18 protein-coding genes are annotated in these 16,898 nt (G+C 68.0%); 10 read left to right on the top strand and 8 right to left on the bottom strand.

Going from position 1 to position 16,898, the window contains the following annotated elements; genetic code table 11:
• The 4 genes from AC3WQZ_RS12150 to AC3WQZ_RS12135 form a co-directional block, all read right to left on the bottom strand.
• On the bottom strand, positions 1-296 hold a 296-nt coding region (locus AC3WQZ_RS12150), incomplete at its 3' end, for a hypothetical protein (protein WP_492300610.1).
• 315 nt (positions 297-611) lie between these two features.
• On the bottom strand, positions 612-1,256 hold the full coding sequence (locus AC3WQZ_RS12145; RefSeq protein WP_010809399.1) for a TetR/AcrR family transcriptional regulator: 645 nt from the start codon (positions 1,254-1,256) through the stop codon (positions 612-614).
• A gap of 129 nt (positions 1,257-1,385) precedes the next feature.
• Positions 1,386-2,822, bottom strand: a complete 1,437-nt coding sequence (gene cls / locus AC3WQZ_RS12140; RefSeq protein WP_010809400.1) for a cardiolipin synthase — start codon at positions 2,820-2,822, stop codon at positions 1,386-1,388.
• A 225-nt stretch (positions 2,823-3,047) separates the two neighbouring features.
• Positions 3,048-3,275: a hypothetical protein gene (locus tag AC3WQZ_RS12135; RefSeq protein WP_492300612.1), complete on the bottom strand. Its 228-nt coding sequence runs from the start codon at positions 3,273-3,275 to the stop codon at positions 3,048-3,050.
• Between AC3WQZ_RS12135 and AC3WQZ_RS12130 the strand changes: the two genes are divergently transcribed.
• The gene (locus tag AC3WQZ_RS12130) at positions 3,256-4,011 is read left to right on the top strand and encodes a response regulator transcription factor (RefSeq protein ID WP_011617105.1); all 756 of its coding nucleotides are present in this window, start codon (positions 3,256-3,258) and stop codon (positions 4,009-4,011) included. The two genes, AC3WQZ_RS12135 and AC3WQZ_RS12130, sit on opposite strands and share 20 nt — an antisense overlap.
• On the opposite strand, the gene AC3WQZ_RS12125 is transcribed toward AC3WQZ_RS12130, so the two are convergent.
• The gene (locus AC3WQZ_RS12125) at positions 4,008-5,855 is read right to left on the bottom strand and encodes a phosphodiesterase (RefSeq protein ID WP_010809402.1); all 1,848 of its coding nucleotides are present in this window, start codon (positions 5,853-5,855) and stop codon (positions 4,008-4,010) included. The genes AC3WQZ_RS12130 and AC3WQZ_RS12125 overlap by 4 nt on opposite strands.
• Positions 5,856-6,085: 230 nt before the next feature.
• On the opposite strand from AC3WQZ_RS12125, the gene AC3WQZ_RS12120 reads away from it, so the two are divergent.
• The 3 genes from AC3WQZ_RS12120 to AC3WQZ_RS12110 all read left to right on the top strand — a co-directional run bounded on the left by AC3WQZ_RS12120 (position 6,086) and on the right by AC3WQZ_RS12110 (position 8,994).
• The gene (locus AC3WQZ_RS12120) at positions 6,086-7,714 is read left to right on the top strand and encodes a methyl-accepting chemotaxis protein (protein ID WP_010809403.1); all 1,629 of its coding nucleotides are present in this window, start codon (positions 6,086-6,088) and stop codon (positions 7,712-7,714) included.
• A 191-nt stretch (positions 7,715-7,905) separates the two neighbouring features.
• Positions 7,906-8,502 carry an HAD domain-containing protein gene (locus AC3WQZ_RS12115; protein WP_492300608.1) on the top strand — a complete coding sequence of 199 codons (597 nt, stop codon included), beginning with the start codon at positions 7,906-7,908 and terminating at the stop codon, positions 8,500-8,502.
• Positions 8,503-8,625: 123 nt separating this feature from the next.
• Entirely contained in the window at positions 8,626-8,994 is a 369-nt protein-coding gene (locus AC3WQZ_RS12110; RefSeq protein WP_010809405.1) for a 5-carboxymethyl-2-hydroxymuconate Delta-isomerase, read from the top strand.
• A 225-nt stretch (positions 8,995-9,219) separates the two neighbouring features.
• Here the strand turns inward: AC3WQZ_RS12110 and AC3WQZ_RS12105 are convergent, their stop codons facing one another.
• Both AC3WQZ_RS12105 and AC3WQZ_RS12100 read right to left on the bottom strand, forming a co-directional pair.
• A complete protein-coding gene (locus AC3WQZ_RS12105; RefSeq protein ID WP_011617102.1) occupies positions 9,220-10,206 on the bottom strand; it encodes an alpha/beta hydrolase fold domain-containing protein in 987 nt (328 codons plus the stop codon).
• Between the two features lie 129 nt (positions 10,207-10,335).
• Positions 10,336-10,794 (bottom strand): HU family DNA-binding protein, encoded by a 459-nt coding sequence (locus AC3WQZ_RS12100; RefSeq protein WP_010809407.1) that lies wholly within the window; start codon positions 10,792-10,794, stop codon positions 10,336-10,338.
• A 349-nt stretch (positions 10,795-11,143) separates the two neighbouring features.
• Here AC3WQZ_RS12100 and AC3WQZ_RS12095 point away from each other — a divergent pair, with 349 nt between their 5' ends.
• The 3 genes from AC3WQZ_RS12095 to AC3WQZ_RS12085 are packed head-to-tail and all read left to right on the top strand — an operon-like array spanning position 11,144 to position 13,526.
• Positions 11,144-11,494 (top strand): PepSY domain-containing protein, encoded by a 351-nt coding sequence (locus AC3WQZ_RS12095; RefSeq protein ID WP_010809408.1) that lies wholly within the window; start codon positions 11,144-11,146, stop codon positions 11,492-11,494.
• Between the two features lie 16 nt (positions 11,495-11,510).
• Positions 11,511-12,185 carry a response regulator transcription factor gene (locus tag AC3WQZ_RS12090; RefSeq protein WP_011617100.1) on the top strand — a complete coding sequence of 225 codons (675 nt, stop codon included), beginning with the start codon at positions 11,511-11,513 and terminating at the stop codon, positions 12,183-12,185.
• Positions 12,186-13,526, top strand: a complete 1,341-nt coding sequence (locus AC3WQZ_RS12085; RefSeq protein ID WP_492297053.1) for a sensor histidine kinase — start codon at positions 12,186-12,188, stop codon at positions 13,524-13,526.
• On the opposite strand, the gene AC3WQZ_RS12080 is transcribed toward AC3WQZ_RS12085, so the two are convergent.
• Positions 13,527-14,024, bottom strand: coding sequence for an Mpo1 family 2-hydroxy fatty acid dioxygenase (locus AC3WQZ_RS12080; protein WP_010809411.1), 498 nt, complete (start codon positions 14,022-14,024; stop codon positions 13,527-13,529).
• A 215-nt stretch (positions 14,025-14,239) separates the two neighbouring features.
• On the opposite strand from AC3WQZ_RS12080, the gene AC3WQZ_RS12075 reads away from it, so the two are divergent.
• The 3 genes from AC3WQZ_RS12075 (at position 14,240) to AC3WQZ_RS12065 (ending at position 16,856) form a co-directional block, all read left to right on the top strand.
• Positions 14,240-14,992 (top strand): Crp/Fnr family transcriptional regulator, encoded by a 753-nt coding sequence (locus tag AC3WQZ_RS12075; protein ID WP_058697089.1) that lies wholly within the window; start codon positions 14,240-14,242, stop codon positions 14,990-14,992.
• Between the two features lie 27 nt (positions 14,993-15,019).
• Complete coding sequence (locus AC3WQZ_RS12070; protein WP_011617097.1) at positions 15,020-15,886, top strand: arylamine N-acetyltransferase family protein; 867 nt, start codon at positions 15,020-15,022, stop codon at positions 15,884-15,886.
• A 205-nt stretch (positions 15,887-16,091) separates the two neighbouring features.
• A complete protein-coding gene (locus tag AC3WQZ_RS12065) occupies positions 16,092-16,856 on the top strand; it encodes an SDR family oxidoreductase (protein WP_011617096.1) in 765 nt (254 codons plus the stop codon).
• Positions 16,857-16,898 lie beyond the last annotated feature (42 nt).

The following is a 16,898-nucleotide window of genomic DNA, read 5'->3' as shown; positions in this document are numbered from 1 at the left end:
CCCCCATGCCAGCCACCGTGCCCACGGCCACCACCGCCATGCCAGTGATGCCCGCCATGCCTGCCGTAGCTGCCGCCGTGGATATAGGTAAAGCTGCCGTAGAAACCACCGTAGCCCGGCCAAGGACGGTAGTACGGGTAGTACGCCGGCGCCGGGTAACCGTCATAGTAGGCAGAGGAAACCGGATAAGCCGGATAAGCCGGATAAGCAGGGTAGTAAGAGTCGCCAGCATAGGGATAGGCGACGCAGCCAGCCAGCACTGCCACGCAGAGGGCCGCTCCCAATCCATATCGCATGATCCGCTCCTCACCGTGGCGCCGGCGTTCGGCTGCCTGACAGCAAGTTAGACTGTTCTGCAGGCCGCGCAATTCCTCGAAATGCGGACGCGCCCCGATAGCGCGCGGCAATCGACCTGCGTAGATCGAGACAATTCAGGGCGATATTTAAGAAATGTCCGATATTCAGCTGAGAAGCAACGGAATACAGTCCTCTTGCACCCGGCCCGCGGGTGCCCCGACAGAGCCAGGTTGACCCCCTTCCTGGTTCCTTACACTGCCACGATGGTTTCTGGCCATCGTGGCATTTTTTTCGCCGTGATCCTGCTGCAGGCGCTAGAGGCCCTTCTCGACCATGTCGAGCAGGCGCTGCCCGAGGATCTCTGCCTGCTCCTTGGCGCGACTGCGCAGCGGGCCGTCGATCAGCAGGACGGCCAGGCCATGCACGGCCGACCACGCCAGGTACTCCGCACCCGGCCGGCGCTCGGGCGGCAGCACGCCGGCTTCCACCAGCTTGTCCAGCGCCGCACCCAGCAGCTGGAACGGATTGAGACCGCTGTTGCCTGCCTTGGCCGGATCGGCATCATCTTCCACTTCATCCGGCACCGAAAACGCGGTGCGGAACAGTCCGGTCTCGGCCAGCGCAAAGCGCAGGTAGCCGGTGCCGACCGCACGCAGGCAGGCACGCGCATGCGCGGCGGCTCCACGGCCCGGGCGCAGCCCGCCGATTTCACCCTCCATAGCAATGGCAAGCGACGACAAGGCCGAGGCCCGCACTGCCTGCAGCAGGTCCTGCCGGCTGGCGAAGTGCCGGTACGCGGCATTGGGCACCACGCCGGCACGGCGTGTGGCCTCGCGCAGCACGATGGCGTCGGGGCCACCCTCGCGTGCCAGGTCGATGCCTGCGTCCAGCAGCGCGCGGCGCAGGTCGCCGTGGCGGTAGGTGGCGCGCGCCGGAGGCGCGGGGACAGCCCGGGTCATGCGGCTCCCCTTGAATATGGATAACGGTTCATGATGTGCATACGCTTATAGTGAACAGTGTACACAATCAGGCCGCAACAAGTCTGTTGCATTGAGAATTGCAGGAACCAGCGGACCGGAACGCGGGCTTCAGAGGATGGGCGCAAACAGCTTGGCGACGTGCATCGCCACGCGCAGCGGCGCCGGCGCATCGAGGAACTCGTTCAGCCCGACGCGCCGGGCCTGGGCGAAGTCGGCTTCGAGCATGGTGGCCACGCTCGCGGCAAAGCCCTTGTCGGCAGTCATCACCATCAGCTCGAAGTTGAGCCGGAACGAGCGGTTGTCCAGGTTGGCGGTGCCGACCGCCGCGGCTTCGTCGTCGATCAGGATGACCTTCTGGTGCAGGAAGCCGGGCTGGTAGCGATACAGCTTGATGCCCGCGGACACGGCCTGGTACGCATAGATAGTGGAGGCGGCATAGACCACCAGGTGATCGGGCCGCGCTGGAATCAGGATGCGCACATCCACGCCGCGCAGCACGGCCAGCCGCAGCACCGCAAACACCGCCTCGTCGGGCACGAAATACGGCGACGTGATCCACAGCCGGTGGCGCGCCGCCTGGATGGCCTCGACAAAGAACAGCGAACAGGTCTCCTGCGCGTCGGCAGGGCCTGACGGCACCACCTGGCAGGTCATGCGCCCGCCCGCTTCTGGCGGCGGCATCAGCAGGTGCGGCACCTCGCGCGCGGCCCAGAACCAGTCTTCGGCAAAGGCCATCTGCAGGTCCAGCACGGCGCTGCCGCGCAGTGCAATATGGGTGTCGCGCCACGGCGCCAGTGGCGGGCGTTCGCCCAGGTATTCGACGCCGACGTTGTGGCCACCGACAAAGGCCTCGCTGCCATCGACGATCACCAGCTTGCGATGGTTGCGAAAATTGAGCTGGAACCGGTTGACAAAGCCGCGGTGCGTGGAGAATGCCCGCGCATCGACGCCGGCCTCGGCCAGCGTGCGCACGTAGCGGCGCGGCAGCGCGTGGCAGCCGATGCGATCGAACAGGAAGTACACCTTGACGCCGGCCCGCGCGCGCTCGCACAGCAGCGCCTGCAGGCGCTGGCCCAGCGCATCGTCATGCACGATGAAGAACTGCACGATCAGCACCTGGCTGGCCCGCGCGATCGCGGCAAAGATCGCCTCGAAGGTCTGCTCGCCGTTGACCAGCAAGCGCACGTCATTGTTGGCCAGGCACGGCATGCCGGTCAGCCGGGGTAGCGCACGCATGCAGGCCTGCGCCGGCGCATGGACCACGCAGGCGCTGCGCGCCTCGCGCTCGCGCGGGGTCATGCCGTGGCGCAGCTCGCGCAGGTGGTCGTCATTGAAGCGCCGGGCGTCGACGTAGCCGGCGAAGGTGCTGCGCCCGAAGATCAGGTAGGGCACCAGCGTGAAGTACGGCATCATCAGCAGCGACCCCGCCCACGCGATCGCGCCGGGCGCGGTGCGCACCGTCATGACGGCATGCAGGGCAGCCACCACGCCGACGACGTGAAAGCACAGGACGATGATGGCGATGACACTCGGGCTCTGCAGCATCGGTGGGCTTGAGTCCCCGGACCGGAACGCGATGCGCGCTATTTTGGCACACCCTGCCCGAATGTTGACAGCACGGCGCCCATAGTGCCCGCGCGCTGCCTTCTTTTTTGGCACGCCGACAGCATCACGGTGCCAGGCCGCAGTCCGGCCACTGCGCCCTGGCTTGTCCACAGGAGCTGTGGACAACTTTGCATATCGCCATCGGCCCCGCCGACAAACGCTCCGTCACGCTACCAACGCGAGCACCATCAAAAAAACAGCAGAAATTTCAGAAATGTCCGATTGTCCTGTGGACCACACTTTTTGTACGCTTGCTGCATGCGAACGGTAGTGCTGCGCGCGCGCCTGGTGCCTGCCTTCGTTCCATCGCTGTCCGGCTCCAGCCCTGCCGCGGTCCGGCCGTCCCTGCCACGGCTCTCGTATTTCGCCATCGATGAATATTGCGCTGCTCATGGGCAAGTCGCCCCAACTCCGGCCGGTGCCGGAACTGCTGGCACGTTCCGGTTATCGTTGCAACGTGTTTGAAACGGGCCGCGACCTGATCCACGGTGTCAGCCAGGTACCGTTCGACATGCTGCTGATCGATGATGAACTGCCAGACCTGCCGGCCATCGACGTTATCCGTGCCGTGCGCTGTGCGCGCTCACGCGATGTGCCCATCATCATGCTTGCGGCCGACAGCAGTGAAGACGGCCTCATCGATGCACTCGACGCCGGCGCTGATGACTACGTGTGCCGCCCGCTCAATGTGCGCGTGCTCATGGCACGCATCACGGCGCTGCGCCGCCGGGTGACCGGCGAGCGCCTGCGCCAGGGCCTGGTAGTGCGCGTCGGCCCCTACCAGCTCAACAGCGTGGGCCGCTTTGCCACGCTGCACGACGAGCGCATCGAAATGACGCCGAAGGAATTCGACCTGGCCATGCTGTTGTTTTCCAATGTCGGCAGGGTCCTGTCCAGCGACCGCATCCAGCAGGCGGTGTGGCGGCATGAACTGGCGCCGCTGTCGCGGGCACTGGCGGGACTGATGTCGCGCCTGCGCAAGACCCTGCGCATCGGCATCGCCAACGGCATCGTCATCACTGTCGTCTACGCTCACGGCTACCGGCTCGACGTACTGGAAGGGGGCGCAACGCCCAGGCTGCCCGCGTCGGACCGCCGGCTCACCAGACGCAGGCAGCCGGACCGCTAGACCGACAGCGTCGCGGCCAGCGACAGGAAATCCAGCACGGCCATGCCGGTTGCCGAGCGCTTGGCCTCGCGCTTGGCCGCCGCCGCGGCGGCGCCGATATGCTGGCTGCCCAGCCGCTGCAGGCCCGCCACGCCCTCGCCGCTCACGCACACCACGCCAACCGCCATCGACACTGGCGCAAAAAAGACCGGCCGCCCGTGGCGGTCTTCGCCATGCATGCCGCCGGCGTTGCGATCGGCGGGCGAATACATGGCGCGCGCCGCGTCATTGAAGCGCCGGATCGCAGCTTGCAGGCGCGCGGCCCAGTCGCTGCTCTGGTACAGCACCAGGAAGTCGTCGCCGCCCACATGGCCGAGAAAATCGCGTGCGGGATCACAGGCCTCGGCCAGGATGGCGGCCGCGCCCTTGAGCATTTCATCGCCCTTCCAGTAGCCATATTTGTCGTTGAAGGGCTTGAAGTGGTTCAGGTCGACATAGCAGGCGCGGAACTCGCTGGCGGCTTCGATCAGGCGCTCGATATGCTGGTTCAGCGGGATATTGCCGGGCAGGAAGGTCAGCGGATTGGCGTAGCGCGCCGCCTCCATGCGCACTTCGGTGATGGCCCGGATCAGATCAGCGCCGGTGCCCAGGCCGATATAGCGGCCCTGTTCGGTAATCACGAAACCATCGGCAAGCGAGCGCGTGTTCTCGCCGGACAGGATCTGCGCCATCTCCTCCAGGCTGGCGCGATGGTCAAAGCAGGCCGGCTCGCGGTTGGCCATGGCGATGCAGGCCTTCTTGCCATACAGCTCGCGATGGAATGGCGCCGCGTAGCGGTCGATGAAAGCCTGGCGGCTGATGATCGCCAGCGGCCGGCCTTCGTCATTGACGACGGCCACGGCCTGCAGGTCGGGCTGGTCCTGGAAGACGCGCAGCACCGCATCGTTGCTGGTGGCAGGCGACACCGTCGGCGCAGGCCGCAGCAGGCGCCCGGCGGTGATGCCCGACCAGCCTGAGCGCACCATTTGCGGAAACACGGCGATATGCCGCGAAGCCAACGCCTGGTGCACGTGCTGCGGCGCCTGCGCGGCCGGCCGCAACAAGGGCCGGCCCACGTAGTAGCCCTGGGCGCCGGCCACGCCCAGGTCGCGGATCACGGCGAGCTCGTCTTCGTCCTCGACGCCTTCGGCGATCACGCGCCCGCCAAAGGCGCTCATCACGCGCAGCAGCGCGCGCAGGATCTCCAGCCGCCGCGAACAGGACGCAATGCCCCGCACCAGCGATTTGTCGATCTTGACGAACTGCGGCGACAGGTGCGCAAGCAGGTCGAGGTTGGCATGCCCGGTGCCGAAATCATCCAGCGCGTACTGCATGCCAAGCTCGCGCAGCACTGCCATCGCCTGGGCAAAGCTGGCAGCATCGCCGATCGGGGTCTGTTCGGTGATTTCGATCACCAGGCGCGACGGCGCAATACCGGCCTCCAGCAGCGCCGCCATCAGCCGCCCGCGCTCGGCCAGCAGGTGCCGCAACGTCATGGGGCTGAAATTGAGGAACAGCTTGCCGGGCAGGTCCAGGCTGCGCCAGGCGGCCAGCGCGGTGCGCGCCGCGTGGATCTCCAGCGCCATGGTCGCGGCAACGCCCTGCGCCAGCCGGAACAACGCGTCCGGGCTCGCCCAGGGCGAGCCCGCCGGCCCCCGGATCAGCGCCTCGTAGCCGAGGATCTCGGCATTGTCCGCCTGCACGATCGGCTGGAATACCGCATGCAGCGGCGGCAGCCGCGCATGCGCAAGTGCTGCGGCGATGGGGGTACCAGATGCGACAGGTGCGCGGTCGAGCAAAGGCGTGGCGGCAGGCAGGCCTGTCATGGCGGGAAATCCGGGGATGGGGCAAGAGGGCGAGCGACATTGCATGACATGGATATGACAGCGTGATGACAAAAATCCTCATTCCATGTCACGCCGGCGTCACGTTGATGATCGACCATCCGTGCGCCGCCTGCGACCGTCCCGGACAGAGGACAGCGCGCGCGGCAATTCGGGTCAAGCCCGGGCCGTGCATCCTTCAGGAGCCAGCACGCCCGTTTGGAGTCTTCTCCGTGGTGCAAGTCATCAAGACACACCTGCCCGGCCGCAGCCGGGCAGCTGCCCCCGCGCGGCTGTTCGCGCGGCTTTCCGCACGACTGGGCCGCCTGCCGCTGGTGGCACGCCTGTGCGCTGCCTTTGCCCTGGTGTACCTGTTCGGTGCCGCGGTCGGGTTGACCGGGATCGCCAACCTGGTCTCGATCAAGGCGCGCACCGACACCCTGTACCAGCACGACATGCACGGTGCCATCTCGGCCGAGCGCGCGCAGTCGGCACTGGCCACCCTCGGCCGTGCCCAGCTGGCGTTGACCATGGCCACCAGCAGCACCGAGCGCGACGATGCCGCCGCCGACGTCGCGCTCGGCCTGTCGCAGCTCGATGCTGCGCTGGCCGGCGTACGCCAGGCCGCCGCAGCACAGGCCGCGCCGCTGCTGCGCGAACGCCAGCGCACCGGCGAGCTGGTGCAGGCCTACGTGGCGCTGCTGCGCAAGCAGCCGCTGGACTCGCTGCAATTCGACAGCGCGGTCTCGGTCGACGGCCACTTCGTTACTGAACAGCTGCAATCCCTCAGCCGGCAAGTGGAAGCCGTGCGCCAGCAGCAGGAACAAAAGGCCGCCGCCACGGTGGCCAGCGTGGCGGCCAGCCAGCTGCGCGCGCAGGCATGGATGGCCGCCCTGCTCGGCGCCAGCCTGCTGGCGGCCGCCGCGCTGGCGTGGATCGCTGCGCGCAGCCTGCGTGCCGAACTTGGCGGCGAGCCGCGCGACGCCGCCGAGATCGCTCGCCGCATAGCCGCCGGCGACCTGACCGCCACTATCACCCTGCGCCCGTCGGACCATAGCAGCATGCTGCACCACGTGGCCGGCATGCGCGACCAGCTTGCCGGCGTACTGGCCCGTATTCAGGCCAGCGCCCAGGAGATCACCGCGGCCGGCCAGCAGATCGCCGAAGACAACCACGCCTTGTCGGCGCGCACCCAGCGGCAGGCCAGCGCGCTCGATGCCACCACCGGCAGCATGCAGGCACTGGCAGCACGCGTGGCCGACGCGCACGCCCAGGCCACCGAATCGAGCCAGATGGCCAGCCAGGCACGCGCCGCCACCGATGCCGGCGCTGCCGTGGTGCAGCAGATGCGCGGCGCGATGGATACGCTGCACGGCCACTCGCGCCATATCGCCGAGATCGTCGGCGTGATCCAGGGGATCGCCTTCCAGACCAATATACTGGCGCTGAATGCCGCGGTGGAAGCGGCCCGCGCCGGCCCCGCCGGCCGCGGCTTCGCGGTGGTCGCGCAAGAAGTGCGCGCGCTGGCCCAGCGCAGCGCCGATGCGGCGCGCGAGATCGGCGGCATCGTCAGCACCGCTACACACGAGATCGAGCAAGGCGCGCGCCTGAGCGCCAGCGTGGTGGCGGCAATGGACCGCATCGCGGCTACCGTCGGGCACAGCCATGCGCTGTCCGAGGCCTTGCGCACGCTTGCCGACGAGCAGGCCGGCAGCGTGCAGGCCGCCGGGCAATCCGTATCGCAGCTGCGCCAGACCGCCCAGCAGAACGCGGCGCTGGTCGATGAGCTGGCCAGCCAGGCAGCCCGGCTGGACCAGCACGCAGCGGCACTGGCCGACGATGTGGCCCGCTTCCGCTTCTAGTGCGTGTCATCTTTGTAACGGGCAGATGTGTCTGGGCGAAACATTTGTCATGGCGACGTAACCGGCATTTACGTCTACACCGATAAAGTTACAGATCTGTTTCAACTGAACCCGCGCCGGTTACGTGTCAGCCTGCCCGTGGCGAGTAATCTTGGTTCACACCAACTGAACTGTCACCCGCACAGGAAACCATGGCTGAACGACTCATCATGCTGGACGTACCCGGCGTCCTGTATTCCGACCGCTCCCGCACCCGCCTCGGCGGCATTCCGGATTCGGGCACGCTGCGCGACGTCCGGTTCTTTGATCCTGTCGCGCTGGGGTTCGTACGCAGGTTGTTCGGCGTGGCCGGCGCCCGCGTGGTGGTGTCCGACGCCTGGCGCCGCGGCACGCCCGCGGCAATCCTGCAGCAGCTGGACCTGCAGGTCGAAGCCATGACCCCGCCGGCCGCAAGCGGCCATGGTGCGGAGATCGAAGCTTATTTCGCCCAGGGCGCCAAGCCGGTTCACTACGTGATCATTTCCTGCGCCGCCCCGGAGTCGATGCCCGAGGCCTTGCGCGAGCATCTCGTCACCGTTGACCCGGCTGCCGGGCTGACCCTGGAGAACTTCCAGCAGGCGCTCGGCATCCTGGGCGTGGCCTGCCCGTCCACGGTGATGCCTGCACCGAAACTGGATGCCGGCCTGAAGGCCAAGCTGGCCCAGCTGCAGCAGCTCGCCCGGGAAATTCCGGCCCGCTTTGGCGGCGCACTGGCACCGGCACGCGAGCGCACGCCCGTCCCCGCCTGATCCGCACCAGCAGCACATCCCGACGGGGCGCCATAAAGCGCCCCGTTTGCATTGGTGCCCCCGCCACGCGCCCCCGATCCCGTATCATGCTCGGTTTCACCGGAACACAGTCAGGACGCCGCCATGCCTCACCTCGTCATCGAACTCACCGAAAACACCCGCCTGAACTGCTCGCAGGAAGAGTTGCTGGATGAAGCCAATGCCGCCCTGCTGGCCTCCGGACAGTTCCAGGAGGCGGACATCAAGTCGCGCTGCGTCACGCTGTCGACTTACCGCCAGGGCGTGGACGCGGTCGAGCGGGCCTTTGTCCACGCGCGCCTGTCGATCCTGGACGGCCGCGACACCGCCGTGCGCCAGGCGCTGGCGCAGGCCGTCTGCGACGTGATCGCCGAAGCCGTGCGCGCCGGCTCCGGCACCGGCCAGGACGTGCAGGTGTCGGTAGAGGTCTGCGAGATGGCGCGGGCAACCTATGCCAAGCAGGTGGTGGCCTGAGTTTGCGGACCGGATGGTGGCCGCCAAATAAAAAACCCGCAGCCATTGCGGCCGCGGGCGGAAGCTTCAGGAAGACTCCGGAAGCTCTGTCATGGGGAGCGCCCCCGCACCCATGACCTGACCGATTCTAGGGGGGCGCCCGTCCTGTCCATTTGACGCAGGTTAATCTTGCTCCAGTCGGATCCGGTTGCGGCCAGCCTGGCATGAATCACCGGGCGGCCGGCATCAACCCGGGTCGGTCACCTCCTGCGGGGCAACGGCAGTGCGCACAGGCGCCAGCCCGTCCCTACCCTCCGTGCCGTGCGCGTCGTCGGCAAGCACTGACCGCACAATCTCGGCAAACGCCGCGTCCGCTTCCGGCATCGGCAGCAGCATCCAGACGTGGAACATTCCCTCGCCCTCGTGATACCGAAGCGGCAGGCCCTGCTCGTCGGCCATCTGGCGGAACTTCCTGCAGTCGGGCAGCAGGATGTCATGGGTGCCGATAAACAACGTGGTGGGCGGCAACCCACGCAACACGCCGTGCATGGGACTGACCTGCGGCAGGGTGACCGGATCCGCGCCGGCATAGACGCGCCCGCATTCAATGCCCCCGGGGCGTGACAGCATCGGGTCGAACGGCTCCAGGGCATCGATGCCGGGATTGTCGCCGGTGGCATCCAGGAACGGCGACAGCAACACCAGCCGCCGCGGCAGCGGCTGGCCGCTGTCGCGCAGCACCTGTGCCAGCGCCAGTGCCATGCCGCCGCCAGCGGAATCGCCCATGACGGTCAGGTCTGCGCCCGGATGGCGCTGCTGCAGCACCTGCCACAGCGGCACCATGGCCGCGAACACGTCGCGGTGGGTATGTTCAGGCGCCAGCGGATAGACCGGCACCGTCACCGCGCAGCCAAGCGCGTCCACCAGCTTGCCGATGAAATCCCAGTGCTGGCTGACGATGTCGAAGACATAGCCGCCGCCGTGCAGGTAAAGGATATGGCGGGATTTACCGTGCGCAGGCCCGCCCCTGGGCCGCACGGTGTAGACCTCCATTCCGGCGATCCGCTCCTCGCTGACCGCATGCCGCGCACGCAGGCGCCGGGACGGATAGGCGCGTCCGACGATACGGCGCCGCCGGATTTCATCATGGAGCGCCTGGGCGCTGGCAAACCGCCGCTTGCGGCGGACCAGGCGCAAGGCAAGCCGCCACAGCTGGCTTTGCAGACTTGGCATCGTGTCTCCTCCCGCGCCGGTCTGTCGCCGGCGGCTGAAAATGCAGGAACGCGCGGCACGTATTGCGCTCGCGCATAAAAAAAGGAGCCGGCAAGCGGCTCCTTTTTTGTCAGAACAACGTGGCGCAGATCAGGCTGCGGCGTCCTTCAGCTTCTTCAGCGGACGGACCTTGACCTTGACGCTGGCCGGCTTGGCCGGGAACCAACGCTCTTCACCGGTGAACGGGTCCTTGCCGAAACGCTTCTTCTTGGCCGGCACTTGCTGCGCCGTGACCTTCAGCAGGCCGGGCAGCGTGAACTCGCCAGCGCCCTTCTTGTTCAGCGCGCCGATGATGGTGGTTTCCAGGTGGGCCAGCACCGTCTTCACGGCCTTGGCTTCCAGTTGGGTCTGGGCTACCAGGTGAGCGACCAGGCTCGACTTGTTGAAGGTGTCCTTCAGCGGGCGCGCAACGGGCGCAGCGGCGGGAGCAGCCTTCTTGGCCGGCGTGGCCTTCTTGGCGGCAGCCTTCACGGGTGCCTTGGTTGCCGCGGCCTTCTTGGCAGCGGGCTTGGTTGCAGTCTTCGCGGTCGGTTTCGCTTTGGTCGCCATATCGATATTCGTAAGTTGAACAGATGGGTGTCGGCAGGTGTTTCGCATTGCTTCTCAGCGTTGCGCAATCGTCTGCTCGACGCCCACTGAATCATAGCGGAAAGTACCGTAAGTCAAGGGGTTTTCGTGCATTCGAAACGTAAAACCCCGTGAAAACCCCGGGTTTTGTCGCGGCTTTGCCTCAGTGGAAACGCGAATACGGCCTACGTACCCCCGTTTTGGCGTTCGCGGCAGGCTCTTCGGTGCCTGTGCGCGCAGCGATGCGCGTGCTGCGGCGCTACCGTTTGCTGCCTGGTCACGAGGGTTTCGTTCAGCCCGCATTCAGGCAATCTGAGGCAAACTCCGGGCCATGAAGTTCAACTTCCCGGCCCTCCTGCGCCCCGGCGTGCTGGTCGCTGCGGCGCTGCTGGCGCTGGCGGCGATGCCGGCCGCGCACGCCGACAAGGACGCCGACCGCGCCCGCGCGGCCGTGCAGTCCGGCGAAATCCTGCCGCTGTCGCGCATCCTGGAAACGGTATCGCGCCAGTACGAGGGCGACGTCATCGGCGTTGAGCTGGACCGCGACGACGGCATCTGGCAATACGAGGTCAAGCTGCTGTTGCCGGGCGGTTCGGTGGCCAAGCTCGAGTACGATGCACGCACGGCCGCCCTGCTCAAGGCGAAGGGGCGTGGGCTGGAAAACGCCCGCCGCAAACCCTGACCGACAGGAAACCCCGATGCGCATCTTGCTGGTCGAAGACGAAGCCGCCCTCGCCGCCCAGGTCCGCGCCAGCCTGGCCGAGGCCGGCTATGCCGTCGACGTGGCCGCGGACGGCCTGGATGCCTGCCACCTGGGCGAGCAGGAGCCCTACGACGCCGTCATCCTGGACCTGGGCCTGCCGCGGCTGGACGGCCTTTCGGTGCTGCGCCGCTGGCGCGCCGCGCAGGTCGGCGTGCCGGTGCTGATCCTGACCGCGCGCGACAGCTGGACCGAGAAGGTCGAAGGCATCGATGCCGGCGCCGACGACTACCTGGCCAAGCCATTCCGCATGGAAGAGCTGCTCGCGCGCATCCGCGCGCTGATCCGGCGCGCGCACGGCATGCCGGCGCCGGAGCTGCAATGCGGCCCGGTGCGGATGAATCCGCGCGCAGGCAAGGTCACCGTCGACGGCACGCCGGTGGCACTGACCTCGCATGAATTCCGCGTGCTGGACTACCTGATGCACCATCCCGGCGCCATCGTCAGCAAGACCGCGCTGACCGAGCATATCTATGCCCAGGACTTCGACCGCGACAGCAACACCATCGAGGTCTTCGTCGGGCGGCTGCGCCGCAAGCTTGGCGTGGATGTCATCGAGACCGTGCGCGGCCAGGGCTACCGCATGCGGCCGCCGTCGCCACCGCAGCCCTAGATGCCGGCCCGCCTGCGCCGATCCCTTGCGCTGCGCCTGCTGGCAGTGGCGGCGGTCTGGCTGGCAGCGGCGCTGGGCGCCAGCGGCTGGCTGCTGTCGACGCTGTTCGAGCGCCACGTCAACAACACCTATGTGCGCCAGCTCGACCACCAGTTGGCAGGCCTGGCCGCGGCGCTGGACTGGAGCGCCGACGGCAAGCTGGTCCTCACCCGTACCCCCGCCGATCCCCGCTACGAGCTGCCCTACTCCGGCACCTACTGGCAGGCGCGCGCGCCGGGCGCGCTGCTGCGCTCGCGCTCGCTGTGGGATACGGAAATGCCGGTGACGGTGGAGCGCCGCCTTGCCGGCGCCCAGGCCGACGTGCGCCCGGGCCCCGGCAACCAGTCGTTGCTGGTGGTGTCGCGGCAACTGGTGCTGCCGTCCGCGGATACCCCGGTAGAGATCTCGGTGGCACTGGACCGGACCGAGCTGCGTGCCGCGCGCCGCAGCTTCAACCGGACGCTGGCGTGGTCGCTGACGGCGCTGGGACTGGGGCTGATGCTGGCGGTTGCGGCGCAGGTGAAGTTTGGGCTGGCGCCGCTGGCGCGGCTGCGGCGCGCGCTGGGCACGATGCAGGCGCGGCGCGAGGCACGCCTGGGCGGCAACTGGCCCACCGAAGTCGAACCCCTGGTGGCCGAGATCAATGCCCTGCTGGCACGCAACACTCAGGCGCTGGAACGCTCGCGCCGGCAGGCGGCGGACCTGGCGCACGCGGTCAAGACGCCACTGGCAGTGCTCGCCAACGAGGCCGCGGCGCTGCCGGGGGCGCCGGCGCAAGCGGTGGCGGCGCAGGTCGAAGCGATGCGCCGGCAGGTCGACCGCCATCTGGCGCGCGCCCGCGCCGCGGGCGCCGCGGCGGCGCGCGGCCAGCGTATCGATGCCGGCGCGCCGGTGCGGGAGCTGACCCGAGCACTGGCGCGGCTGCACGCTGAGCGCGCGCTGACGCTGACGGTTGAAGGCGCCGGGCACTTTGCCGGCGACAGGCAAGACCTGGTCGAAATACTCGGCAACCTGCTCGACAATGCCTGCCAGTGGGCGCGCACGCGCGTGCGCGTCACGCTGCAGGAAGCGGATGGCGAGCTCGAAATACTGGTCGAGGACGACGGCCCGGGCATGCCGCCGGAGGCGCAGGCACTCGCCACCGCCCGCTTTGGCCGGCTCGACGAGGCCGCTGCCGGCAGCGGGCTGGGCCTGGCGATCGTGACGGAAATCGCCGCGATGTACGACGGCAGCCTGGCGCTGGCATCGAGCCCGCTGGGCGGGCTGGCGGCGCGGCTGCGGCTGCCGGCGGGGCTGCCCTGATCAGTGCGCGCGGGCGGCCATGGCCTCGCGCGTGCCGCGTGCCAGCCCCAGCGCAAAGGCGGTTTCCGCCACCAGGAACAGCGGACCGATCAGCAGGCCGACCAGGTCGTCGACGAAGGCCGGCTTGCGCCCCTCGTAATAGTGGCCGATGAACTGGATCACCCATCCCACCACGAACAGGCCAAGGCCGATGGCAAGCCACCAGGCGGTGGGCATCGCCGCAATGTGGGCGCCGGCATAGAGGAAGAACGCCAGGATGACCGCCATCGCCACCCCGAACACCAGCGACAGGCGCAGGTAGAACAGGCACGACAGGATGTACAGCAGCATCGCCGGCGTCAGGTAGGCAGAGCCGTCGCCCAGCGGCAGCGCCGGGCGCGCCAGCAGCGTCGTCACTGCCAGCACGATCATCGGAATGCCAATGAAGTGCGTAAAGACGTTGCGCGGGTCGCGATGGTAGGCGGCGTAGTTGGCCAGGTGTTCGATCAGGGTTTTCACGGGGGTATCTCCTTGTATGCGCAGGCGTGCGCGTGCCGCGCCGCAAGGGCGGCCGGACGCTGCCGCCTGCTGCTGCGCGGCGGGCGGGATGTGGATTTATAGTAGTGGGCGCGCACAGTCTGGTCTGTCAGGTTTTTGACAGTCCGGACCGTCGCAGCGTGCCCTTGTGTGTCCCTGCTGACACCCGGCACAACCCCATATGAAAGGAGACCGGCATGGGACTGGCGAGCCCGCCGCAACGCCCTCAACCGCAATTCGCCGGCAAACTGCCCGGCACGGTGCCGCCGCGCGACGATGCGCTTGCTGCCGTACGTGCCGGCGCCTGGTTCAGCCAGTTGCCGCCCGCACTGCGCCAGGCACTGCTCGATGATGGCAGCCTGCGCCGGCTGGTGGCCGGCGAGACGCTCTTTGCCCGCGGCGACCGTTTCGACGGCCTGTATTGTGTCGCCAGCGGCACCATGCAGATCCACGCCAGCGGCGAATCGGGCAAGGCGGCGTTGCTCGGGCTGCTGGAACCCGGCACCTGGTTCGGCGAGATCTGCCTGTTCGACGGCCTGCCGCGCACCCACGACGCGCGCGCGGTCAGCGCCACGACACTGTGGCATGTGACGCGCTCCAGCCTGGAGCAGCGCCTGGCGCAGCAGCCGGCATGGTGGCAGGCCTTCGGGCAATTGCTGGCAGCCAAGACGCGCCAGGCCTTCAACTATGTCGAGGAAGCGCAGTTGCTGCCGCCGGCGGCCCGCATTGCCCGGCGCCTGGCCGCGATCGCGCATGGCTACGGCAACCTGCCGCAGGTCCAGGCCACGCAGCGCGTGCGCATCCCGCAGGAGCAGCTGGCGCAGATGCTGGGCCTGTCGCGCCAGACCGTGAACCACGCGCTGCGCGAACTGGAAGCGCGCGGGCTGCTGCGGCTGGAGTATGGCGGCATCGAACTGCTTGACCTGCCGGCGCTGGAAGCGCTCAACTGAACGCATCGCACCGGAGCCCCGCACACCATGATGACCCTGGACGCACCCCAACAGGATGCCTGGCTCGCGCGCCTCGGCATCGCCGCCCCGCCCTCGCCCACGCTGGAAGCGCTGGATATCGTACTGGCCGCGCACCTGGCCAGCATTCCGTTCGAAAACGTCGATCCGCTGCTGCGACGGCCAGTACGGATCGAGCTGGATGCGGTCTTCGACAAGCTCGTCGCGCGCCGTCGTGGCGGCTACTGCTTTGAACTCAATACCCTGCTTGCGGCCGGGCTGAGCGCGCTCGGCTACGTTGTGACGCCGCTGGCCGCGCGCGTGCGCTGGGGCGTTCCCGACGACGTGCCGACCGCGACCTCGCACATGCTGCTGCGGGTGGAGGTGGCGCATCGCAGCTACCTCGCCGATGTCGGCTTCGGCGGCCCCACGCCATACAGGGCGATGCCGCTGTCCGAGCCGGCCGATGACAGCTTCCCCTACCGTCTGGCGCCTTCGCCGCCGCAGACCTCCGCCACCGCGTTCCACAGCTACGACCTGGAGGCGCGCGGCGATGCCGGCTGGATCAAGGTCTACCGCTTCGACCTGACACCGCAGCCGTGGATCGATTTCGTGCCGCGCAACTGGTATGTATCGACGCACCCTGACAGCGTATTCCTGCAGCGGCTGATGGCCGCGCGCACCGACGGCGGCACCCGCGTGACGCTGGCCGACGGCGAGCTGGCCGAGCGCGCAGCTGACGGCACCGTGCGCCGAACCCGGCTGGCCTCGCCCGAGGCCGTGGTGCAGGCCTTGTCGGATCGCTTTGGCGTGCTGCTGGACGATGAGCTGCGGCGTGGCCTGGCCGACGCCCTGCCAGCGCTGCTGGCGCCCGCAACGGCATCCTCCGGCACCTGAGGCGCCATTATTCTGCTATGCAGCATGCCTGCCATGCACGGCGCGCATTGCCCGCAGAAAGAATCCTGATATGGCCGGCGCACGGCACCCGGGCCTGTGGACTGGGGCCAGCGGCGCCACCATAATGTCCCGGCGATGCTGCCTGCGGGCGCGTCGCCAGGACAAAGCCGGCCCCTGACGCCGGCGCAGCCATACAGGAGACTCCATGTCATTGTTTGATCTGACGGGCAAGGTTGCCATCGTCACCGGCTCCTCGCGCGGGATTGGCCGCGCCATCGCCGAGCAGATGGCCGTCCAGGGCGCCAAGGTGGTCATTTCTTCGCGCAAGATCGAGGCCTGCCAGGAAGTGGTGGATGCCATCAACGCCCGCCACGGCGCCGGCACCGCGATCGCGGTCCCTGCCAATATTTCTTCAAAGGACGACCTGCAGCGCCTGGTCGACGAGACCAACCGCGCCTTCGGCAAGATCGACGTGCTGGTCTGCAATGCCGCGTCCAACCCGTACTACGGGCCCATGAGCGGCGTGTCGGACGACCAGTTCCGCAAGGTGCTGGACAACAACGTCATCTCCAACCACTGGCTGATCCAGATGGTGGCCCCGCAGATGATCGACCGCAAGGACGGCTCGATCATCATCGTGTCGTCGATCGGCGGCCTGCGCGGCTCGCCCACCATCGGCGTGTACAACATCTCCAAGGCCGCCGACTTCCAGCTGGCGCGCAACCTCGCCGTAGAGTTCGGGCCGCACAACGTGCGCGTGAACTGCATCGCGCCGGGGCTGATCAAGACCGACTTTGCGCGCGCGCTGTGGGAAGATCCCGAGCGCTACAAGCAGTCCACCCAGGGCGCGCCGCTGCGCCGCATCGGCGAACCCGTCGAGATTGCCGGGGCGGCGGTCTACCTGGCGTCGGCGGCCAGCACCTTCATGACCGGCCAGGCGCTGGTCGTGGACGGCGGCGTGACCATCTGAGCGTCTGACCCCAGCGTTGGGGGGGGGGGGGGGGGGGGGGGG

The organism is Cupriavidus sp. FW305-26 (genome assembly GCF_058787975.1).
The sequence above is the reverse complement of the archived record's forward strand: the minus strand, read 5'-3'. Positions and strand labels throughout refer to the sequence as shown.